Genomic DNA, 17890 nt, shown 5'->3' on the forward strand with positions numbered 1-17890 from the left:
GAGGACGTTCATCCTTCGACGGACTCAGGACGAACGTGAGCCGCCGCTCGCGGTGCGTCTGCCTGGGCTGTCCCGTCGAAGGATGAACATCCCGCCCTCAGACGGCTCCCAGCACCCCCCGCCCCGCCAATACCAACGCGCTGTCCTCCTGCGGCGTGTGCACGCGCCCGCAGAGCACGTCGCGCAGGTGGCGCTCGAGCGGGTTGCGCCGCGACAAGCCATGGTTGCTGGTCAGCGCCAGCGCTTCCTGCACCAGCTCCACCGCCTGGCGCATCACCAGGGTCTTGATCAGGCCGCTGTCGGCCAGCGGCACCTGCGCGCCGGCATCGAGATCGCGCGCCAGGCTGGCCAGCAGCCGCTGGTTCGACAGCCGCAGCGCTTCGATCCGCCCCACGGCTTCCTGCACCCTGGGCAAGGTCGCCAGCGGCGCGCCCAGGCTGGCGGGCGTGCGCTCGCGCAGGAAGCTGAGCAGCCAGTCGCGCGCCGCGAGTGCCACGCCGGAGTAGAGCGCGCCCAGCAGCACCGTCATCTCGGCTTGCATGCTGGTGTCGCGCGGCTGCGCGCCCGCAGGTACGAGCCCCATGCCATGGTCCAGCGGCGTGAGCACCGCGTCGAGGATCACGTCGTGGCTGCCGCTGGCGCGCAGGCCCAGGTGGTCCCAGCTGGCTTCGATCTGCACGCCCGGGCTGTCCGCGCGCACCAGGAACGTGCCCACCTGCGGCTCGGCATCGTCGGTGCGCGCCCAGACCGCATACCAGCGCAGGATCGGCGCGCCGGTCGAATAGATCTTGCGCCCGCTCAGGCGCCAGCCTTCGGGCGTGCGCCGCGCCACCGTGGCCGGCAGGCCGCCGCGCGCGGGCGTGCCGAGTTCGGGCTCGACGCGCAGCGCGTTCGCCAGCGACACGCCGGCGGCCGCCTCCTGCACCAGCTGGCGCGCGAGGTGTTCGGGCCAGAACGTGCCCGGGCGCGCCATCTGGCGCTGCTGCAGGTATTGCATGCTCAGCACCAGCGCGGTCGCCGGGCAGCCATAGCCCAGCGCGCCGATCACCTCGCCGAGTTCCGCCACCGAGACCTGCTGGCCGCCCCAGGCGCGCGGCGCGGCCAGCGCCAGCAAGCCGGCACGCTGCAGATCGGCGAAGTTCGCATGGGGAAAGCTGCCGTCGCGGTCATGCGCCACCGCGCGCTGGCCGAACTCCGCGGCCAGCGTGCGCGCGGCATCGCCCGGGCTCATCTCGAGTTTCATGCTCAGGCCGCCTTGCGTTCGAGCGTGCGTGCGGCCTCGCGCTGCGCGACCTTCTCGCGGATCAGCGGAATCAGCTCGCGGCCGTACTCGATGGCATCGAGCAGCGGATCGAAACCGCGCAGCAGCAGCGTGGTGATGCCCAGGTCGTAGTACTTGAGCAGCGCTTCGGCCACCTGTTCCGGCGTGCCGACCAGCGAGGTCGAGTTGCTGCGGCCGCCGGTCTCGCGCGCCACCGCGGTCCACAGCCGTTCATCGACGCGGTCGCCCTTGGCCGCATCGGCGAGCAGGCGGCGCGCGCCTTCGCTTTGCTGCGGGCCGGTGCCGCGCGCGTGCGAGATCGGCACCTGGCGGCTGCGCGTGTCGGCCAGGATCTGCTCGGCCTTGGCCCAGGCCTGCTCCTCGGTGGGCGCAATGATCGGGCGGAAGGAAATGCTGAATGCGACTTCGCGGCCATGGCTTGCGGCCTCGGCGCGCACGCGGCGCACCAGCTCGCCGGCCTGCGCCAGCGACTCGCCCCACAGCGCATAGACGTCGGCATGCTTGCCCGCGACCTTGAGCGCGGCCTCCGAGGCGCCGCCAAAGAAGATCGGCACATGGGGCTGCTGCAGCGGCTTGACTTCCGAACTCACGCCCTTGGCGCGGTAGAAGCGGCCCTCGTGGTCGAACGGCTGGGTTTCGGTCCAGACGCGGCGCAGCAGGCCGAGGTATTCATCGGTGCGCGCATAGCGCTCGTCATGGTCCAGGAAATCGCCATCGCGCTGCTGGTCGGCATCCGAGCCGCCGCTGATGTAGTGCACCGCGACGCGCCCGCCCGTGTAGTGGTCGAGGGTCGCGAACTGCCGCGCCGCGAGGGTCGGCGCCACGAAGCCCGGGCGGTGCGCGAGCAGGAACTGGATGCGCTGGGTGTGGGCCGCGGCATAGGTGACGGTGAGCAGCGGATCGGGGCTGGTGGCGCTGGCCGGCACCAGGATGCGGTCGAAGCCCGCATGCTCATGGGCCTGGGCCAGCAGGCGCACGTAGTCGGTGTCCACCGCCGGCCCCTTGCGGCCGATGGTCTCGGAAGCTTCCTGGGGGGCAATCAGGCCAATGATCTGCACGGACATCGCGTTCTCCTTGAAGGCTGCAAAACCCCATGATCGGACGCGCCGGGCGCCGCCGCCAACGAAGAAAAACGCGTTTGCTAGCGCGGAATTCGTCGCGCCGCGCGGCTCAGTGGGGATAGCCGGCGCGCACCAGGCGCATGCGGTCCGCGTCCATGCGCCGCAGCAGGCCGTCGACGCCGGGCGCGGCATTGGCCGCCGGCGCAGGCGCGGCCTCGGTACGGCAGATCAGGTCGCCCTCCGACCAGGCCGCCTGCCCCGGCACCGAGCGCGCAGCCAGCCATCGCGGTCGACAAACAGCCGGTGGCCGGCTGCCTGCCCGGGCGCCACGCCCAGCAGCAGTGCCAGCGCGGGCAGCAGCGCCGGGTCCCGGGACAGGCATTCGGGCGCGGCCTGCGCGGCCGCCCCGCCCGAGGCGCCCAGCACCACCGTGACCCAGCGCGGGTCCTCGGGCGGCGCCGCCGCGTCCCCTGCGGCGAGCACCAGCTGCAGCCGCTGGCCGCGCAGGCTGTCGCTGCTGCGCCGCCCGCCGTAGCGGCAATCGAGCAGGCTTTGCGGCAGCCGCACCGGCCGCTCCCATGCACCCATGTCGCGCAGCATCTGGCCCGAGGCGCGGGCCTGCAGGAAATCGAGCACCGACCAGATCTGCGCATCCGACAGCGCGGGCGCACCGGGCATGGTCTGCGTGCCCGAGCGCGCATCGCGCAGGCCATGGCGCACGCGCCAGAACAGCTCGCCTTCAAGCCGCTTCCAAAGCAAGCCGCCCGCGAGATTGGGCGGCCACCGGCTCAACTGGCTGGCCAGCGGCCCTTCGCCGCGCGCATCCGCGCCATGGCATTGCGCGCAATGCTGCGTGAAGACGGCCTGGCCCTGGACGATGCTTTGCGCGGAAAACGCCTGCGGCGCGCGGTGCAGGCTGGTGGGCACGGCGGGCGCCCAGAGCAGCATGGCGCTGGGCCAGGGCGCAAAAGCCAGCAGCGCCGCCGCGCCGGCCGCCAGGGCCAGCGGCCAGCGCCGCGCCGAGCGGCGCCGCAGCACCGCCAGCAGCAAGGCGGTCAGCACCAACGCCGCCGCGGCGGCAATGCACGCCAGCGTGGCGATGACCCGGCGCGCGTGGCCGGGTTCCTGCAGCAGCCGCTCGGCGGCCAGGCGCTGCGCGAACGGCCAGGCCGGCTGCTGCGCCACCGTGCCCGACAGTCCCAGCGCATGCCAGGCATCGCGCAGCGCGAGCTGCGCCGCGTACAGCGCTTCCAGAACGCCGTTGACGATCTCCGTCGGCAGGGCCATGGATTACCAGCTGTCTCCCAGGCCGAGCAAGGCCAGCGCCTGGCGCCGCAGCTCGGCCAGCCGCGGGTCGCCGCGGTGGCGCGGATACGGCAGGTCGTTGACCAGCACCTCGCGGATGCGCGCCGGGCGCTCGGAGAACACCACCACGCGCTGCGCCATGAACAGCGCCTCCTCGACATCGTGCGTCACCAGCAAGGCCGAGAAGCCCTGGCGCTGCCACAGCGCCACCAGCTCGGTCTGCATCGTCAGGCGGGTGAGCGAATCGAGCTTGCCCAGCGGTTCGTCGAGCACCAGCAGCCGCGGGTCGTTGACCAGCGCGCGCGCCAGCGCCACGCGCTGCGCCATGCCGCCCGAGAGCTCATGCGGCAGCGCGCGCGCAAACGCCTCGAGCCCGACCAGCGCCAGCGCCTCGTCGACGCGGTGGCCCTGCGTCTTGAGCAGGCCGCGCGCCTGCAAGCCCAGCGCCACGTTGTCCCGGACCGAGCGCCAGGGAAACAGCGTCGGGTCCTGGAAGACCACGATGCGCGAGGGATCGGGGTCGGTGATCGGCTTGCCGTCTTGCAGCAGCTGGCCGGCACTGGCCGGCTCCAGCCCGGCGACCAGCCGCAGCAAGCTGCTCTTGCCGCAGCCGCTCGGCCCCAGCAGCGCGACGAACTCGCCCGCAGCGATCTCCAGATCCAGCGCCTCGATGACCTGCAGCCGCGCGGCTTCGCTTGCCCCCGCGCCGCCCTGGCCGCGCTGCGCGAACCAGTGGCTCACGCCCTGGACCTCGATGCGCGCGCCTGCACCGTCATTGGCGGCGGGGGGAAAGCGCTGCGGCGTGGCCGGCGGCACGCGCGCGGCGGTGGCGGTGTTCACCATTTGAGGGTTCCTTTCTGCCACGACAGCACGCGGTCGCGCAACGCGAACAGCAGGCTGATCACGCCCGAGAACAGCAGCGCCATCAGGATCAGCGCGGCGTACATGTTGGGATACGCGGCCCAGCCCTGGGCCCAGGTCAGATACCAGCCCAGGCCCGATTTCACGCCCAGCATCTCGGCCACGACCAGCGTCGAGAAGGCCGCGCCCAGGCCCATGAACAGGCCGACGAACACCTGCGGCAATGCCGCGGGAATCGCCACGCGCAACACCAGGAACCACTGCGACGCGCCCAGCGTGCGCGCCACGTCATAGAAGTTCTTGTGCACGCCGGCCACGCCCGACCAGGTCAGGATGGCGACGGGAAACGCCATGCCGAGTGCGATCAGGAACACCGCCGTCGACCAGCTCGACGGGAAGAAGTAGAAGCTCACCGGCAGCAGCGCCGTGGTCGGCACCGGGCCCAGCACGCGCAGCACCGGATGGATCCAGTAGCTCGCGGCGCGCGACCAACCGATCAGCACGCCGGTGGCAAACCCGACCAGCGCGCCGATGCCGATGCCGATGGCCAGCAGGCGCAGCGAGTTGGCCGCGCTCTCGGCCAGGCGTTCGGCATCGGTGGCATAGACCTCGACCAGCGCCTGCGGCGGCGCGAAGAACGGCGTCGGCAGCCGGCCCAGCTTGGCGGTGAGCACCTCCCAGACCGCCAACCCCAGCGCCAGCGCCACCAGCCACGGTCCCGCGGGCCGCAGCCTGCGCCGCAGCTGCGCCAGCGGCTGCAGGCTTTCGGGCGCCAGCACCAGCAGCCACAGCAGCCCCGACATCCCGGCCGCGCCCAGCGCGAACTCGGTGGTGTAGGCCCATTCGGTGAAGCCCGCGGGCAGGTTGGGCCACAGATGGGTCAGCAGCGCCAGCAGCGCCCAGGCCAGCGCGGCCAGCGTGCCCTGCCACCAGAAGGGCGTGCGCGGCGCGGCAACGTGGGCCGGCGCCGGCACCAGTGGCACGGCGTCGGTATCAAGCAGCCCGGCATCCGGGCGCCGCCGCTGCGGGTGCCCCGGCAGGATATGTTCGGCAAGGGTGCTCATGGCATTTCTCCCGTGGTTCAGGACAGCACGTCGGCGTAGACATGGGCGGCGAAGCGCGCCGGGTCGGTGCTGGGCTTGAGCACCTTGACCTGCTTGAAGTCGCGCGCATAGAACTCGATCTCGTCGCGCAGCGGCTTGCCCACCGGGTGGCTGCGGTGCGTGAGCGTGGCCAGCACCGCGCGCAGCTCGCTTTCGGGCACCTTGGAAAAGGGGCTGAAGATGCGCGCGGTCTCGGCCGGGTTGTCCGAGATGAAGTCCGAGGCCTCGACGATGGCGCGCGTGAGCGCCGCCGCGGCCGGGCGGTCGTTGCGCACCATCGCGCCGCTCACGCCCAGCACGCAGCAGGTCTTGGCCGCGTACTCGCCGGACAGGTTGCTGGCCAGATCGACCAGGCCCTGGGTGCGGCGCTGCACCAGCAGCAGGTTCGGGTCGCCATCGGCAATGGCCTGCGCCTCGCCCTTTTCCACCGCCAGGCCCAGCATGTCGCCGGGGAACTGGCGCCAGCTCACGTCGCGCTCGGGGTCGATGCCGGCCTTGGTCAGCAGCACCGAGAAGAAGTTCTTGCCCGGCGAGTTCAGGTCCGACACCGCAATCGTCTTGCCCTTGAGGTGCTTGAGCTCCTTGACGCCCGCGGGCGCATAGCCGACCAGGCGCGAGCAGCCGCCGTGCGAGCTGCCGACCAGCTTCACATCGAACCCCGACTCCAGCGGCTTGATCCAGCGGTGGATCATGCCCAGCCCGGCATCGGCCTTGGAGGTGGCGATGATTTCCAGCAACTGGTCGGTGGAGCCGGCGAAGTTGACCAGCTCCACCTTGAGTCCGTGCTTCTCGAAGATGCCGCGCTCGATGGCCACGGGCGCGGCCGACAGGCAGATCGCATTCGCATTCCAGGCCAGCTTGATCGGACGCAGCGGCCCGGCCGCCGTGGCCCGCTGCGCCGCGATGCCGGCGGCCCCGGCCAGGCCCGCGGCACCGGCGGCGCGCAGCAGCTTGCGACGCGACCATGTCTTACTCTCCAACCCGTCCCGGTTCTGTAGGCTGTGCATACCGAAGTGTCCTTTCGTGGCGATCCGAAGCTGGTCCAGGCGACCAGGCAAGCCCTGATTGAAGTCAATAGCGCGCGCCGCGGGAACGAACAAAAACGCAATTCCATATGCGGAAATTACCGTTTACGCCCACCCCCCCGCCACGCTGTAATCCACGCATGTCCTCATCCACCCCCACGCCCCGCCTGCAGCACTTCGTGCAGCAGCTGTCGCAGACCCTGGAGCACAGCGCCGACGAGGCCGCGCTGCTCGCCGGCGCCACGCCGCTGCTGCGCGCGCTGGTCGCGCACGACGACTGGCTGCCCGACGCGTTTGCCCAGCCCCACCCCCAGCATTACCAGCAGTTCCTGCTGCATGCCGACCCCGCGGGCCGCTTCTCGGTGGTGAGCTTCGTCTGGGGTCCGGGCCAGGGCACGCCCATCCACGACCACACCGTATGGGGCCTGATCGGCATGCTGCGCGGCGCCGAGGAAGGCCAGCGCTACGCGCGCGACGCGCAAGGCCGCTGGCTGCCCGACGGCCCGGCGCAGGCACTGCGGCCGGGACAGGTCGAAGCCGTGTCGCCGTCGATCGGCGACGTGCACCGCGTGCGCAACCTGCTGCCCGACCAGGTGTCGATCAGCATCCATGTCTACGGCGCCGACATCGGCAAGGTGCAGCGCCATGTGTTCACCGAAGACGGCGGCGTCAAGCCCTTTGTCTCCGGCTACGCCAATGCCGCGCAGTGACCCCCTTTCTCCACTCTCCGCAATTCCCCATGAGCAACGCCACTCCCCAATTGACGCCCCAAGACATCCGCCAGGCCCTGATGGCCGGCGAGGAAATCGCGCTGCTGGACGTGCGCGAGGAAGCGCCGTTTGCGCAAGGCCACCCCCTGTGGGCTGCCAACCTTCCCGCGGGCCGCATCGAGATCGAGGCCTGGCAGCGCCTGCCGCGGCGCGACGTGCGCATCGCGGTCTATGACAATGGCGAAGGCCTGGTCGAAGCCGCGGTGCAGCGCCTGCATGCGCTGGGCTACACCCAGGTGCATGTGCTCGAAGGCGGGCTCGCCGGCTGGCAGAACGCCGGCTATGAGCTGTTCATCGACGTGAACGTGCCGAGCAAGTCGTTTGGCGAATGGCTCGAGGCCGAGCGCCACACGCCGTCGCTGGCCGCCGAGGAAGTGCAGCAGCTGCTGGACGCGAACGCCGATGTCGTGGTGCTCGACGCGCGCCGCTTCGATGAGTACCAGACCATGAGCATCCCGGGCGGCGTGAGCGTGCCCGGCGCCGAACTGGTGCTGCGCGCGCAGGCGCTGGCGCCCGATCCCAAGACGCATATCGTCGTCAACTGCGCGGGCCGCACGCGCAGCCTGATCGGCACGCAGTCGCTGATCAACGCCGGCCTGCCCAACCGTATCAGCGCGCTACGCAATGGCACGATAGGCTGGCTGCTGGCTGGCCAGCAGCTCGACCATGGCGCCGACCGCCGCGCGCCCGTGGTCGACGAACTCGCGCGCAGCGAGGCCGCCGAACGCGCACGCGCGGTGGCCGACCGCGCCGGCGTGCGCCGCGCGACGCGCGCGCAGCTGGACCGGTTCGGCGAGGAAAGCACCCGCACCACCTACCGCTTCGACGTGCGCAGCGCCGAGGAATACCTGGCCGGGCATCTGGCCGGCTTCCGCAACTACCCCGGCGGCCAGCTGGTTCAGGAAACCGACCATGCCGCCCCCGTGCGCGGCGCGCGCATCGTGCTCGTCGACGACGATGGCGTGCGCGCCAACATGAGCGCCTCGTGGCTCGCGCAGATGGGCTGGGAGGCCTGGGTGCTGGACGGCGTCGATGCCGGGGACTGGAACGAGACCGGCGCCGCCGCCACGACCTATCCCGAACCCGCGGGCGCGGTGCAGGACATCACGGTGCAGACGCTGGCGGGATGGCTCGACGCCGACGGCAGCAGCGGCCGCACCGCGGTGCTCGACTTCACCGGCAGCGCCAGCTACGTGCAGCGCCACATTCCCGGCGCCTGGTTCGTGCTGCGCTCGCAGCTCGCGCAGGCGCTTGAAGCCATTCCCAAGGCCGAGCGCTATGTCGTGACCTGCGGCACCAGCCTGCTCGCGCGCTACGCCGCGCGGGCCGTGGCCGAGGCCACGGGCGCGCCGGTCTACGCGCTGGCCGGCGGCACCCAGGCCTGGATTGCCGCGGGCCTGCCGCTCGAAGAAGGCGAGACCCGCCTCGCCTCGCCGCGCATCGACCGCTACCGCCGCCCCTATGAAGGCACGCAGGCGCCGCGCAGCGCGATGCAGGCGTACCTGGACTGGGAATTTGGCCTGGTGGACCAGTTGAAGGCCGATGGAACGCACGGATTCAACACCCTCTGATCGCGCCCCCCAATGAAAAACGCAGTGCCCGCAAGGACACTGCGTTTTTTTATCTGGAGGGCTGGCCTGACATCCTTCGACCGGGCCGCGCAGGCAAGCTCAGGACGAACGGAATGAGCGGTCGCGCCGCGCCCGGCCCGGGGCGAACGCCCCCTGCCCGTTCGCCCTGAGCTTGTCGAAGGGTAGCGGTCCTGCCCGCCAACTACCGGCGTGCCCCCCTCAAAGCTTCGCGATAGACACCTCGGTGGACTTCACCAGCGCCACGACCTCCGACCCGACCTCCAGTCCCAGGTCGTTGACCGAGCGTGTGGTGATCACCGAGGTCACGATGCCCCAGGGGGTCTCCACATCGACCTCCGAGACCACATCCCCGCGGATGATCTCGCGTACCTTGCCCTTGAACTGGTTGCGTACATTGATGGCTTGAATCGTCATGGCTCGCTCCTGATAGAAATCCGTCGAAAGAAAAAATGGTGGCGCTCAGACGCTGCAGCGCACCTGGGAAAAATGCACCGGCGCAAACGCCGCCGGCCGTTGCAGGGCTTCGGACACCAGCACCTGCACCGCATCGTCGATGCGCAGGGCCAGCTCGGGCGCCAGCGTGCTCGCGCCCTCGGGCAGCACGAAGACCTGCGCATCGGTGGCATAGATGCCAGGCAGGATCTGCTTGGCCCCCAGTGCCTGCAGCACCGGGCGCAGCGCATAGTCCAGCGCCAGCATGTGGTGCGGGCTGCCGCCCGTGGCCAGCGGCAGCACGGTCTTGCCCTTGAGGCCGGTCTGCGGCAGCAGGTCGAGAAAGGCCTTGAGCACGCCGCTGTAGGCCGCCTTGTAGACCGGCGTGGCAATGACCACGACCTGCGCATCGGCCACCTGCTGCTGCGCGCGCGCGATCGACGCATCGGCAAAATCGGCGTGGATCAGCGCCTGCGCATCCAGGTCGCGGATCTGCAGCTGCGCCACCTCCACCTGCTGCCTGGCAAGGCGCTTGCCCACGGAATCAAGCAGGGCCGCGGAGCGGGAAACCGGCGAGGGACTGCCGGCGATCAACAAGACGGACATGGGGCTCCTTGGTTCAAACGTCGGACGGGATCGTGGGGCCTGGATGGGCGCGCAGCGTGCTGCCGCGGTACTCGCGGCGAAAACGGCCGCGCTCTTGCAGGATGAGAACCATCCCGCGCGTGAATTCCTCGAAGCCACCCGGAAAGATCACTTCGACGTAGCGCGCGTCCAACTGCTAGCCCGATACCGACGAGCCGGCCTGGATCAGCACGGCTCGCCCTGCGGGCTACGCATGGCATTCAGCGGCCCCTTGACCTGGAAATACTTGCCCGCATGCTCCAGCGCATGCAGCTTGGCGGTGTCCATGGTGCCGCCCGCCGGATAGGGTACGACCAGGATGATGGGGTTGTTCGGCCAGCTGCCTTCGGCCGCCCACGACGCACCCAGGCCTGCGCTGGCGGCCAGCAGATGCGGCGGCGAAAGATGTTTGCTGATCCAGACATGGCCCATTCCCAGAAGGTTGCTATCGAGGGCAAGTCTAGGAATTCATCCGCGCTGCAGCCACGAATGTTTGGGACTATGGAAACACGTTTTCCAACTAAGCCGCTGCCTTTGGCCGCATCACGTTGCGCCTACTGCGTATGCTGCGGGAAGAACAGCCGGACATCCCGGGATTGAATCGCTTTGACGAACATCGCATGCGCCGCGTCAAACTTCGCCAACTGCTTTTCCCCTTCGTCACGCGCCACCAGTGCGCGCAAGGCACGTATGCGCGAGCTTTCGCAGATGTCCATGTTTGCGCAGATCTCCACCAGGTAGGCATCGCCCACGCCACAATCGGTGCCCGTGCCTTCGCATACAGCAGCAATCCAGGCCCAACGCATGGAGTTCAAGGCCGCATTTCCAATGAACTCCACGTCTCCCAGACTGACTGCGTCACGATACTGGCCGAGCAATGAGAGCCCAACATGCTGCAAGAGCAACGCATCGTCGGCTTGCAAGATCCTGCTGAACACGTCTTTCTGCCTGGTTTCGTTGCCCGCATCTGCAGCCTCAGTCCATTCCTGGCTAAGCTCAAACAATCCTCGCGGATAGCGCGGGTCCGAATCTACCTGTCTTAAAGCGTCCAAAGACAATTCTTCATCGCTGAATGAGCTGCAGCGTGCCTGCAAAAGCTCCCTCGCAAACTCTTGCTGCGCAGATACGACTGCAATTGGCTGGAAACCGAGTTTTCTCATTGCCAAACAGCGCCGCAGGATATCCTTGGCATAGAACCGCGCTTCGGTGGTTCCAGCCTGGGTCAATGCCTCATGGACAACGCGATAGTCGCGCGAGCCTCGCAGCATATCGGCTGCATCCTGCGATCTGGACAAAGACGCCGCGTGCTCCTTCGCGGCCAACGGCTGCAAAGCTTGCGCCGTTAGAGCGGCCTCCAGCGCTTTTTCATCGAGCTTTGTACTGGCCTCCGGATTATTGACTACCGCCTGGATTTCTGCGTCCTGCGAGAAATGCAAGAGAAAAATCACGGCTGTTATCACGATCACACCAAGAAAAGCAGATTTCAAGTATTTCTTCATTTCAGGAATTCCGGCAAACAGGGTGCGGCTGCGGTATGCCATTGCCCTTCTTCAACGAATTTGCAACTGGCAGTGGAGAAAGGGCTGTCGAAAATGTAGGATTTTCCACCCACCAAGTCTCGGTTCCGCCATCAGCGCAAGTAACGTTCAGGAATTTAGCCGCCTTGGGATCGATAGGGCTGGATCCAAATATTTTTTCGAATAGATTTCTGCCGCTGGTCACTCGTCTATACACAGCCTCTGCTGCCATCCACCTTTCTGCCACTTCTGTGTGTGAAGTTGTGTTCTCAAAGCTCTTTCCAACACAGCGTACATCTTCCGCCAGCTCGATTGACCTCAATAGCCCCATCATTTTCGCATAACCGCTGAATGGTTGCGCGCCGGAGGAGAAATCCAAACCTGTTCCTGAGGAAAAGCTGGAAAAACCGCCGAAGCTACTAGCGACCGTGACCTCCGGCAAAGGTTGAGCATGTAGTCCGCATTTGAATCCCATGCTTAACATCCCAAGCAATATATGCAATTGAAATCGTGAAATTTTCAAATGACTGATATTCCGGCAAGCAGAAATTAAATCCATAAACCCTCCATCTTTTCCACCAATTACAAAAAATTTGATGGTTAGAACGGATAAGAGCAAATGCAATTTTCATACGCGGAATTTCCTACAGCACATTCCAGCGCTCTACCCAACCGGTCAGCACAAATGGGCAAGCCGTAAACATTGCCGCACGGACGCCATGGCGATCAGCCAACCGCATCGGCTGCGCTGGCGACGGGCCGTTTGCGGCATGTCTCACCGCCGCACCAGGCACGGCGCCTGCATGTCGGCAACCTGGCTCAGCAAGCAGGGGTTGATTGCGCCGTCGCCCCCTCCAGCCAGCGCGCAAACGCCTGCGGATCGAGCGGGCGCGAGAACAGATAGCCCTGCGCCACGGGATAGCCCTGTTCGCGCAGCAGCAGGTTCTGGGCGTCGGTTTCCACGCCCTCGGCCACCACCGTCAGGTGCAGGCTCTTGCCTATGCCCAGGATCGCGGCGCTGAGCGCGCGCGCGGTGGCGTCGTTTTCAAGGTCGGCGACGAAGCTGCGGTCGAGCTTGAGCTCATTGACCGGCAGGCGGCGCAGATAGCTCAGGCTGGAGTAGCCGGTGCCGAAGTCGTCCATTGCCAGGCGTATGCCGCGCGCATGCACTTCGGCGATGGTCTTCATGGTGCTGGGGTTGGTGTCGAGCAGCACGCTTTCGGTCAGCTCCAGCGTCAGGTCCTGCGGCGCGAGTGCATTCGACTCCAGCGTCGCGGCAATCATGCGCGGCAGGTCGAGGTTGTGGAAGCTGGTCGGCGAGAGGTTCACCGACACCGAGGGCACGGCCAGGCCCTGGGCACGCCAGGCCGAGAGCTGGCCGCAGGCCTCGCGCAAGGCCCAGTGGCCCAGATCCGCGACCAGGCCGCACTCCTCGGCCAGCGGGATGAAGCGCGCGGGCGAGATCTCGCCCAGTTCGGGGTGGGTCCAGCGCGCGAGCGCCTCGACGCCGCACAGCTGCCCGGTCTCGAGGTCTATCTGGGGCTGGTAGTGCAGGTGCAGCTGCCGCGTCTGGATCGCGCGCCGCAACGCGGTCTCCAGCGCGAGCCGCTCCTGCGCCAACTGGTTCATCTCGGCGCTGAAGAAGCTGAAGCAGCCCCGGCCGCTGCTCTTGGCCTGGTACATCGCCATGTCGGCGCGGTGCAGCAGCGTCTCCATGTCGCGGCCGTCGTCGGGGAACATGGCAATGCCCACGCTGGCGGAAGCCGCCAGCGCCACCCCGGCGACCGTGACCGGGCTGGACAACAGCTCCAGCAGGCGCTCCACCCGGTCGGTGGCCTGGTCCGCATTGCACTGCGGCAGCACCAGCACGAATTCGTCGCCCGACAGCCGGCCGGCAATATCGGTGGCGCGCAGATCCTGGCGCAGCCGGTGGGCGATCTGGCGCAGCAACTCGTCGCCCGCAGGATGGCCCAGGGAATCATTGACCTGCTTGAAGCGGTCCAGGTCGATGAACATCACGGCCAGGCTGTCATGGCTGCGGCTGGCCGCGGCAATCGCCTGGTCGGCCTTGGCTTGCAGCAGGCTGCGGTTGGGCAGGCCCGTGAGGCCGTCGTAGAAGGCCAGCTGGCGGATGCGCTGGCGCGTGTGCTCGCGTTCGAGCGCCAGTGCGCACAGGTGCACGCATGCGTCCACCATCAGCTGGTGGAAAAGCTCCGCCGCCGGCACGCGCGGCCGCTTGAAGTAGAACGCAAAGGTGCCGACCACGCGGCCCTGGCTGTTGCGTATCGGCGTGGACCAGCAGGCGACGAAGCCCAGGGGCAGGACCAGGTGCGCATGGTCCTTCCACAGCGCATCGGTGGCGATATCGTCGACGCGCACGGTTTCGTTGCGCCAGGCGGCCGTGCCGCACGAGCCGACGGCCGGGCCGATGGGAATGCCGTCGAGCTGGCGCGCGTAGTCCGCAGGCAGGTGCGGCCCCACCAGTGACTGAAGCCGGCCTTCCTCGCTGACCCCGAGAATCGATGCGGTGATCTCCGGCGCGATGCGCTCGACCTCATTGCAGATCAGTTCCAGCACCTCCGACAGCGGGCTTTCGCGCACCATCGCCTCGAGCACGCGGTGCTGCAGCACCTCATGCATCTTGGCGCGCGTGATATCCGTCAGCGTGGTCACGGTATGGCCCCAATCCGTGCGGCTGCCGCCGTCCACGGAAGTGCCCGTCACCGGAGTGCCCGCCACGGGAGTGCCCGCCACGGGATTGCTGAAAACCTTGACCCAATAGCGCCGGCCTTCCTTGCTGGCGACGATCTCCTCGCGCTCCACGAGCCTGCCCGCGCGCAGTGCTGCGCGGTACTTCTCGGTGAAGTCCTGCGGCGTGTGCGGCGCCAGCAACTCGATGGGTGCGCGCCCGCGGATCTCATCGAGCTGCCAGCCGAACATCCGGCTGAAACCATCGTTGACATAGACGATGCGCGATTCGCTGTCGCTGATGACGACGGCGGTGCTGCTGGCATCGGCCACCAGCGACAGGCGGCGCAGATGCTCTCTTTGCGCCTGCTCGCGGCGCAGCCGCCCGGTGATGTCGGTGGCGATCTTGAGGATGTGCCGTATCTCCCCCCGGGCATCGAACACCGGCGTGTAGGTGGCTTGCAGCCAGCAACTGCTGCCGTCGCTGCGCACGCGCTCGGCCACGCCGCCGCTGGCCTGGCCGCCCCGCAGCCGCGGCCAGAATTCCTGGTACTCGGCGCTTGCGGCGAAGGCCGGCGTGCAAAAACTGCTGTGGTGCCGTCCCACTGCCTGCGCACGGCTGAAGCCCAGCAGCGCAAGGAAATTGTCGTTGGCCCGGATCAGCACGCCGCCGAGGTCGAACTCGGCAATTGCCATCACGCGGTCCAATGCGCTCAACTGCGCCAGCTGCAGTGCGACCAGATTCTCGTCTCCCGGGCTTTCCCACATCTTCTTTTCCTCTGCGGAACACAGCGTCCGCTCCGCTTGCCAGCCATCCGGCTCAACCACGCTTGCCGCATATTGTTTCACGATGTTTCTTAGCTAGCCGCATTGCTTGCGTCGCGGCCGGGGAAACAGGAAGGCCGTCTTGCTGCATGGCACCCGCCTCGGACCAAGGGCCTGGATGTGGGGCGCAAACATCAAACCTGATTGCAAACGCGAAGCAATTTAAATAAACTATCAAACAAATAACTTTGTTATTTAATAGCTATCAATCAGTCGGCGAGGCTTCTCGTGGCATTCCTTGTGCCGCCTGCATACCAGCTGCACAAAGGAAGAAACATGCACAACGTATGGTGGTATCTGGTGGGCGACAGCCCCCAAGGCCCGGTATCCAGGGAATGGGTGGACGCCATGCTGATCGAAGGCATCCTCACGCCGGAAAGCCTGGTGTGGGCGGAAGGCCTGTCCCACTGGATCTGCGTGGCGGAACTGCCGCCCCTGAGCCAGCATTCCGAGGCACCGCAAGCTCCGCGCACCCCCGCCGATCGGGCCACGGCAGGGACGTGGCGGCGCTTCATCGCCCGCATGCTTGACCTGTGCTGGCTTTCGCTGCCGGGCATGGTGCTGGCCTGGGCCGTATTGCCGCGGCTGTGGCCGGGGTTCCATGGCTGGATGTCACAGCCCTTCGCACCCAATCTCCTGGGCTGGCTGCTGTTTCCGTGGCTGCTGCTGCTCGAAGCGGGCATCTTCGCGCGTTTTGGCAACACGCCGGGCAAGGCGCTGCTGGCGCTCGAAGTGGCCACGCTCGACGGCCAGCGCCTCACCGCCAGCCAATACCTCCGCCGCCAGTGGGGCGTCTTTTTCTATGGCTTTGCGATGGGGCTGCCGGTCATCTTCCTGCTTGCCATGGCATCGCAGGGCCTGGGACTGCGAAACGGCGACCCAGCCGCATACGATGCCGGGAAATACCAGGTTCTCGCGCGCCGCATGGAGCGCAAGCGCTGGCTGTGGTGCATCGCCGCCGCCTGCGCCGCCATCGCCGCGAGCCTGGTGCTGACCGGGCTGCGGCGCTGAGGCTGGCAGTGCGCGGGCCGCTGCCGGAGCCTGTCGGCAGCCAGCGGCGGCGGGCCGGCACAGGCCCCTGGCGCTCAGATCCCGGTGACCGCCACGACCTTGCTGATCAGGTGCTCTTCCAGGGCTTCGTGGCCGCCTTCGGTGCCCAGGCCCGAATCCTTGACGCCGCCGAAAGGCAGCTCGGCCGTGGGCGCCGCCGGCTGGTTGATCCACAGCATGCCGGTCTCGACCCGCTCCGACAGCAACTGCACGTTCTTGAAGGAGCGCGTGAACGCATAGGCCGACAGGCCATAGCTCAGGCGGTTGGCCTCGGCAATGGCATCGTCGAGCTTGGCGAAAGTGCGCATGCCGGCGATCGGGCCAAACGGCTCCTCGTTGAACAGCATCGAATCCATCGAGGGATTGACCACCAGCGTCGGGGCAAAGAAATTGCCGACGTCGCCAATGCGCTTGCCGCCGGTCACGACGTCGCCGCCCTTGGCTTCGATGTCCGCCATGATCTTCTGCATCGACTGCAGGCGGCGCTCGTTGACCAGCGGTCCGATCTTGGTCTCGCTTGCCAGCCCGTCGCCGACCTTGAGGTTTTCGGAGAAGGCCACATAGGCCTTCTGGAAGTCGTTGGCCAGCGACTCATGCACCAGATAGCGCGTGGGGGCGATGCAGACCTGGCCCGCATTGCGGTACTTGGCCGCGCCGATGGACTTGACCGCGACCTCGACGTCGGCATCCTCGGCAACGATCACCGGCGCGTGGCCGCCCAGTTCCATGACCACCTTCTTCATGTGCGCGCCGGCCTTGGCCGCGAGCTGCTTGCCCACGGCCGTCGAGCCGGTGAAGGTCACGAAGCGGATGACCGGATGGGCAATCAGGTAGTCCGAGATCTCGGCCGGATCGCCATAGACCAGTCCGACCACGCCCGGCGGCAGGCCCGCGTCGACGAAACACTGCAGGAAGGCAGCGGGCGACGCCGGGGTCTCCTCGGGTGCCTTGCACAGGAAGGAGCAGCCCGCAGCCAGCGCCGGGCCGATCTTGCGCGAGACCTGGTTCAGCGGGAAATTCCAGGGCGTGAACGCCGCCACCGGGCCGATGGGCTGCTTGAGCACCATCTGGTGGCTTGCCAGGTTCGCGCCCGGCACGATGCGGCCATGCACGCGGCGGCCTTCATCGGCAAACCATTCGGTCATGGCCGCGCAGGCCAGGGCTTCGGCGCGGGCTTCGGCCAGCGGCTTGCCCTGCTCCAGCGTCATGAGGTTGGCAATCGCGTCGGCACGCTCGCGCACCAGGGCGGCGGCCGCGCGCATGATGCGCTGGCGCTCGACGGCCGGCGTCGCGCGCCAGATCTCGAAGCCCTTTTGCGCCGCAGCCAGTGCCTGGTCCAGGTCCTTGATGCTGGCGCGCGCGACCCTGCCGATTTCCTTGTCCGTCGCCGGATTGATGACTGCCAGGGTGCGGCCGTCGGCTGCGTCCTGCCACTCGTTGTTGATCAGGAGACGGGTGTCTGCGTAGTTGGAACTCATGAAAATCCTCTTCGGAAAAATGGGTCGTGGAACCGTCGCGCGGCATGCGAAGGGCGGCATCCACCATCGTTTGTAACGCAGAAAGCCCGGCATCGGCCAACCCGGCATTTTTGCCGCTGCCGGCAACAGTGGCACATGCGCGTTAACCCGTAAGAGCAAGCCTACGCGCATGCGCTCTCCGCTCCGTCATGAAACAGGCGCTTTCGACCCCATCCAGACCCACTGGATTTTGCGAGCATCGGTGCTCAGTTGCTTCAAGCACTCTCGCCAATGACGC

18 protein-coding genes are annotated in these 17890 nt (G+C 67.5%); 3 read left to right on the forward strand and 15 right to left on the reverse strand.

The window, feature by feature from the left end:
- Nucleotides 1-97: 97 nt before the first annotated feature.
- The 7 genes from HUK68_RS13450 to HUK68_RS13475 form a co-directional block, all read right to left on the reverse strand.
- Nucleotides 98-1243 carry an acyl-CoA dehydrogenase family protein gene (locus tag HUK68_RS13450; RefSeq protein WP_175504621.1) on the reverse strand — a complete coding sequence of 382 codons (1146 nt, stop codon included), beginning with the start codon at nt 1241-1243 and terminating at the stop codon, nt 98-100.
- 2 nt (nt 1244-1245) lie between these two features.
- Entirely contained in the window at nt 1246-2346 is a 1101-nt protein-coding gene (locus tag HUK68_RS13455; protein ID WP_175504622.1) for an LLM class flavin-dependent oxidoreductase, read from the reverse strand.
- Nucleotides 2347-2452: 106 nt separating this feature from the next.
- Complete coding sequence (locus tag HUK68_RS23275; RefSeq protein WP_244146169.1) at nt 2453-2608, reverse strand: hypothetical protein; 156 nt, start codon at nt 2606-2608, stop codon at nt 2453-2455.
- On the reverse strand, nt 2572-3630 hold the full coding sequence (locus HUK68_RS13460) for a c-type cytochrome (RefSeq protein ID WP_244146170.1): 1059 nt from the start codon (nt 3628-3630) through the stop codon (nt 2572-2574). The genes HUK68_RS23275 and HUK68_RS13460 overlap by 37 nt, the downstream gene beginning before the upstream one ends.
- Before the next feature lie 3 nt (nt 3631-3633).
- Nucleotides 3634-4491 carry an ABC transporter ATP-binding protein gene (locus tag HUK68_RS13465; RefSeq protein WP_175504623.1) on the reverse strand — a complete coding sequence of 286 codons (858 nt, stop codon included), beginning with the start codon at nt 4489-4491 and terminating at the stop codon, nt 3634-3636.
- Nucleotides 4485-5573, reverse strand: coding sequence for an ABC transporter permease (locus tag HUK68_RS13470; RefSeq protein WP_175504624.1), 1089 nt, complete (start codon nt 5571-5573; stop codon nt 4485-4487). Before HUK68_RS13470 ends, HUK68_RS13465 begins: the two co-directional genes overlap by 7 nt.
- Before the next feature lie 17 nt (nt 5574-5590).
- Nucleotides 5591-6619, reverse strand: a complete 1029-nt coding sequence (locus HUK68_RS13475) for an ABC transporter substrate-binding protein (RefSeq protein WP_175504625.1) — start codon at nt 6617-6619, stop codon at nt 5591-5593.
- Between the two features lie 158 nt (nt 6620-6777).
- Here HUK68_RS13475 and HUK68_RS13480 point away from each other — a divergent pair, with 158 nt between their 5' ends.
- On the forward strand, nt 6778-7347 hold the full coding sequence (locus HUK68_RS13480) for a cysteine dioxygenase family protein (protein ID WP_175504626.1): 570 nt from the start codon (nt 6778-6780) through the stop codon (nt 7345-7347).
- Nucleotides 7348-7376: 29 nt separating this feature from the next.
- Nucleotides 7377-8978: a rhodanese homology domain-containing protein gene (locus HUK68_RS13485; RefSeq protein WP_175504627.1), complete on the forward strand. Its 1602-nt coding sequence runs from the start codon at nt 7377-7379 to the stop codon at nt 8976-8978.
- A gap of 219 nt (nt 8979-9197) precedes the next feature.
- Here the strand turns inward: HUK68_RS13485 and HUK68_RS13490 are convergent, their stop codons facing one another.
- From HUK68_RS13490 to HUK68_RS13520, 7 genes are all read right to left on the reverse strand, one after another.
- Nucleotides 9198-9413: a TOBE domain-containing protein gene (locus HUK68_RS13490; RefSeq protein WP_175504628.1), complete on the reverse strand. Its 216-nt coding sequence runs from the start codon at nt 9411-9413 to the stop codon at nt 9198-9200.
- Nucleotides 9414-9458: 45 nt separating this feature from the next.
- Complete coding sequence (ssuE, locus tag HUK68_RS13495; RefSeq protein WP_175504629.1) at nt 9459-10037, reverse strand: NADPH-dependent FMN reductase; 579 nt, start codon at nt 10035-10037, stop codon at nt 9459-9461.
- 13 nt (nt 10038-10050) lie between these two features.
- Nucleotides 10051-10209: a hypothetical protein gene (locus HUK68_RS13500; protein ID WP_175504630.1), complete on the reverse strand. Its 159-nt coding sequence runs from the start codon at nt 10207-10209 to the stop codon at nt 10051-10053.
- 32 nt (nt 10210-10241) lie between these two features.
- Nucleotides 10242-10487: a hypothetical protein gene (locus HUK68_RS13505; RefSeq protein ID WP_175502331.1), complete on the reverse strand. Its 246-nt coding sequence runs from the start codon at nt 10485-10487 to the stop codon at nt 10242-10244.
- Between the two features lie 122 nt (nt 10488-10609).
- Nucleotides 10610-11554 (reverse strand): hypothetical protein, encoded by a 945-nt coding sequence (locus HUK68_RS13510; RefSeq protein WP_175504631.1) that lies wholly within the window; start codon nt 11552-11554, stop codon nt 10610-10612.
- A gap of 1 nt (nt 11555) precedes the next feature.
- Nucleotides 11556-12131, reverse strand: coding sequence for a hypothetical protein (locus tag HUK68_RS13515; RefSeq protein WP_175504632.1), 576 nt, complete (start codon nt 12129-12131; stop codon nt 11556-11558).
- A gap of 260 nt (nt 12132-12391) precedes the next feature.
- Complete coding sequence (locus HUK68_RS13520) at nt 12392-15028, reverse strand: sensor domain-containing protein (RefSeq protein ID WP_175504633.1); 2637 nt, start codon at nt 15026-15028, stop codon at nt 12392-12394.
- A gap of 333 nt (nt 15029-15361) precedes the next feature.
- Here HUK68_RS13520 and HUK68_RS13525 point away from each other — a divergent pair, with 333 nt between their 5' ends.
- Nucleotides 15362-16096 carry an RDD family protein gene (locus HUK68_RS13525; protein WP_175504634.1) on the forward strand — a complete coding sequence of 245 codons (735 nt, stop codon included), beginning with the start codon at nt 15362-15364 and terminating at the stop codon, nt 16094-16096.
- Between the two features lie 74 nt (nt 16097-16170).
- Here the strand turns inward: HUK68_RS13525 and HUK68_RS13530 are convergent, their stop codons facing one another.
- Entirely contained in the window at nt 16171-17613 is a 1443-nt protein-coding gene (locus HUK68_RS13530) for an NAD-dependent succinate-semialdehyde dehydrogenase (RefSeq protein ID WP_175504635.1), read from the reverse strand.
- Between the last annotated feature and the right edge of the window lie 277 nt (nt 17614-17890).

This window comes from Comamonas antarctica (genome assembly GCF_013363755.1).
Lineage (GTDB): Bacteria > Pseudomonadota > Gammaproteobacteria > Burkholderiales > Burkholderiaceae_C > Comamonas > Comamonas antarctica.

What these genes read in the sequence shown, in the direction of transcription:
- HUK68_RS13450 (WP_175504621.1), bottom strand. Translation starts at nt 1,243, where the DNA reads ATGAAACTCGAGATGAGCCCGGGCGATGCCGCGCGCACGCTGGCCGCG.
- HUK68_RS13455 (WP_175504622.1), bottom strand. Translation starts at nt 2,346, where the DNA reads ATGTCCGTGCAGATCATTGGCCTGATTGCCCCCCAGGAAGCTTCCGAG.
- HUK68_RS13460 (WP_244146170.1), bottom strand. Translation starts at nt 3,630, where the DNA reads ATGGCCCTGCCGACGGAGATCGTCAACGGCGTTCTGGAAGCGCTGTAC.
- HUK68_RS13465 (WP_175504623.1), bottom strand. Translation starts at nt 4,491, where the DNA reads ATGGTGAACACCGCCACCGCCGCGCGCGTGCCGCCGGCCACGCCGCAG.
- HUK68_RS13470 (WP_175504624.1), bottom strand. Translation starts at nt 5,573, where the DNA reads ATGAGCACCCTTGCCGAACATATCCTGCCGGGGCACCCGCAGCGGCGG.
- HUK68_RS13475 (WP_175504625.1), bottom strand. Translation starts at nt 6,619, where the DNA reads ATGCACAGCCTACAGAACCGGGACGGGTTGGAGAGTAAGACATGGTCG.
- HUK68_RS13480 (WP_175504626.1), top strand. Translation starts at nt 6,778, where the DNA reads ATGTCCTCATCCACCCCCACGCCCCGCCTGCAGCACTTCGTGCAGCAG.
- HUK68_RS13485 (WP_175504627.1), top strand. Translation starts at nt 7,377, where the DNA reads ATGAGCAACGCCACTCCCCAATTGACGCCCCAAGACATCCGCCAGGCC.
- HUK68_RS13490 (WP_175504628.1), bottom strand. Translation starts at nt 9,413, where the DNA reads ATGACGATTCAAGCCATCAATGTACGCAACCAGTTCAAGGGCAAGGTA.
- ssuE (WP_175504629.1), bottom strand. Translation starts at nt 10,037, where the DNA reads ATGTCCGTCTTGTTGATCGCCGGCAGTCCCTCGCCGGTTTCCCGCTCC.
- HUK68_RS13505 (WP_175502331.1), bottom strand. Translation starts at nt 10,487, where the DNA reads ATGGGCCATGTCTGGATCAGCAAACATCTTTCGCCGCCGCATCTGCTG.
- HUK68_RS13510 (WP_175504631.1), bottom strand. Translation starts at nt 11,554, where the DNA reads ATGAAGAAATACTTGAAATCTGCTTTTCTTGGTGTGATCGTGATAACA.
- HUK68_RS13515 (WP_175504632.1), bottom strand. Translation starts at nt 12,131, where the DNA reads ATGGATTTAATTTCTGCTTGCCGGAATATCAGTCATTTGAAAATTTCA.
- HUK68_RS13520 (WP_175504633.1), bottom strand. Translation starts at nt 15,028, where the DNA reads ATGTGGGAAAGCCCGGGAGACGAGAATCTGGTCGCACTGCAGCTGGCG.
- HUK68_RS13525 (WP_175504634.1), top strand. Translation starts at nt 15,362, where the DNA reads ATGCACAACGTATGGTGGTATCTGGTGGGCGACAGCCCCCAAGGCCCG.
- HUK68_RS13530 (WP_175504635.1), bottom strand. Translation starts at nt 17,613, where the DNA reads ATGAGTTCCAACTACGCAGACACCCGTCTCCTGATCAACAACGAGTGG.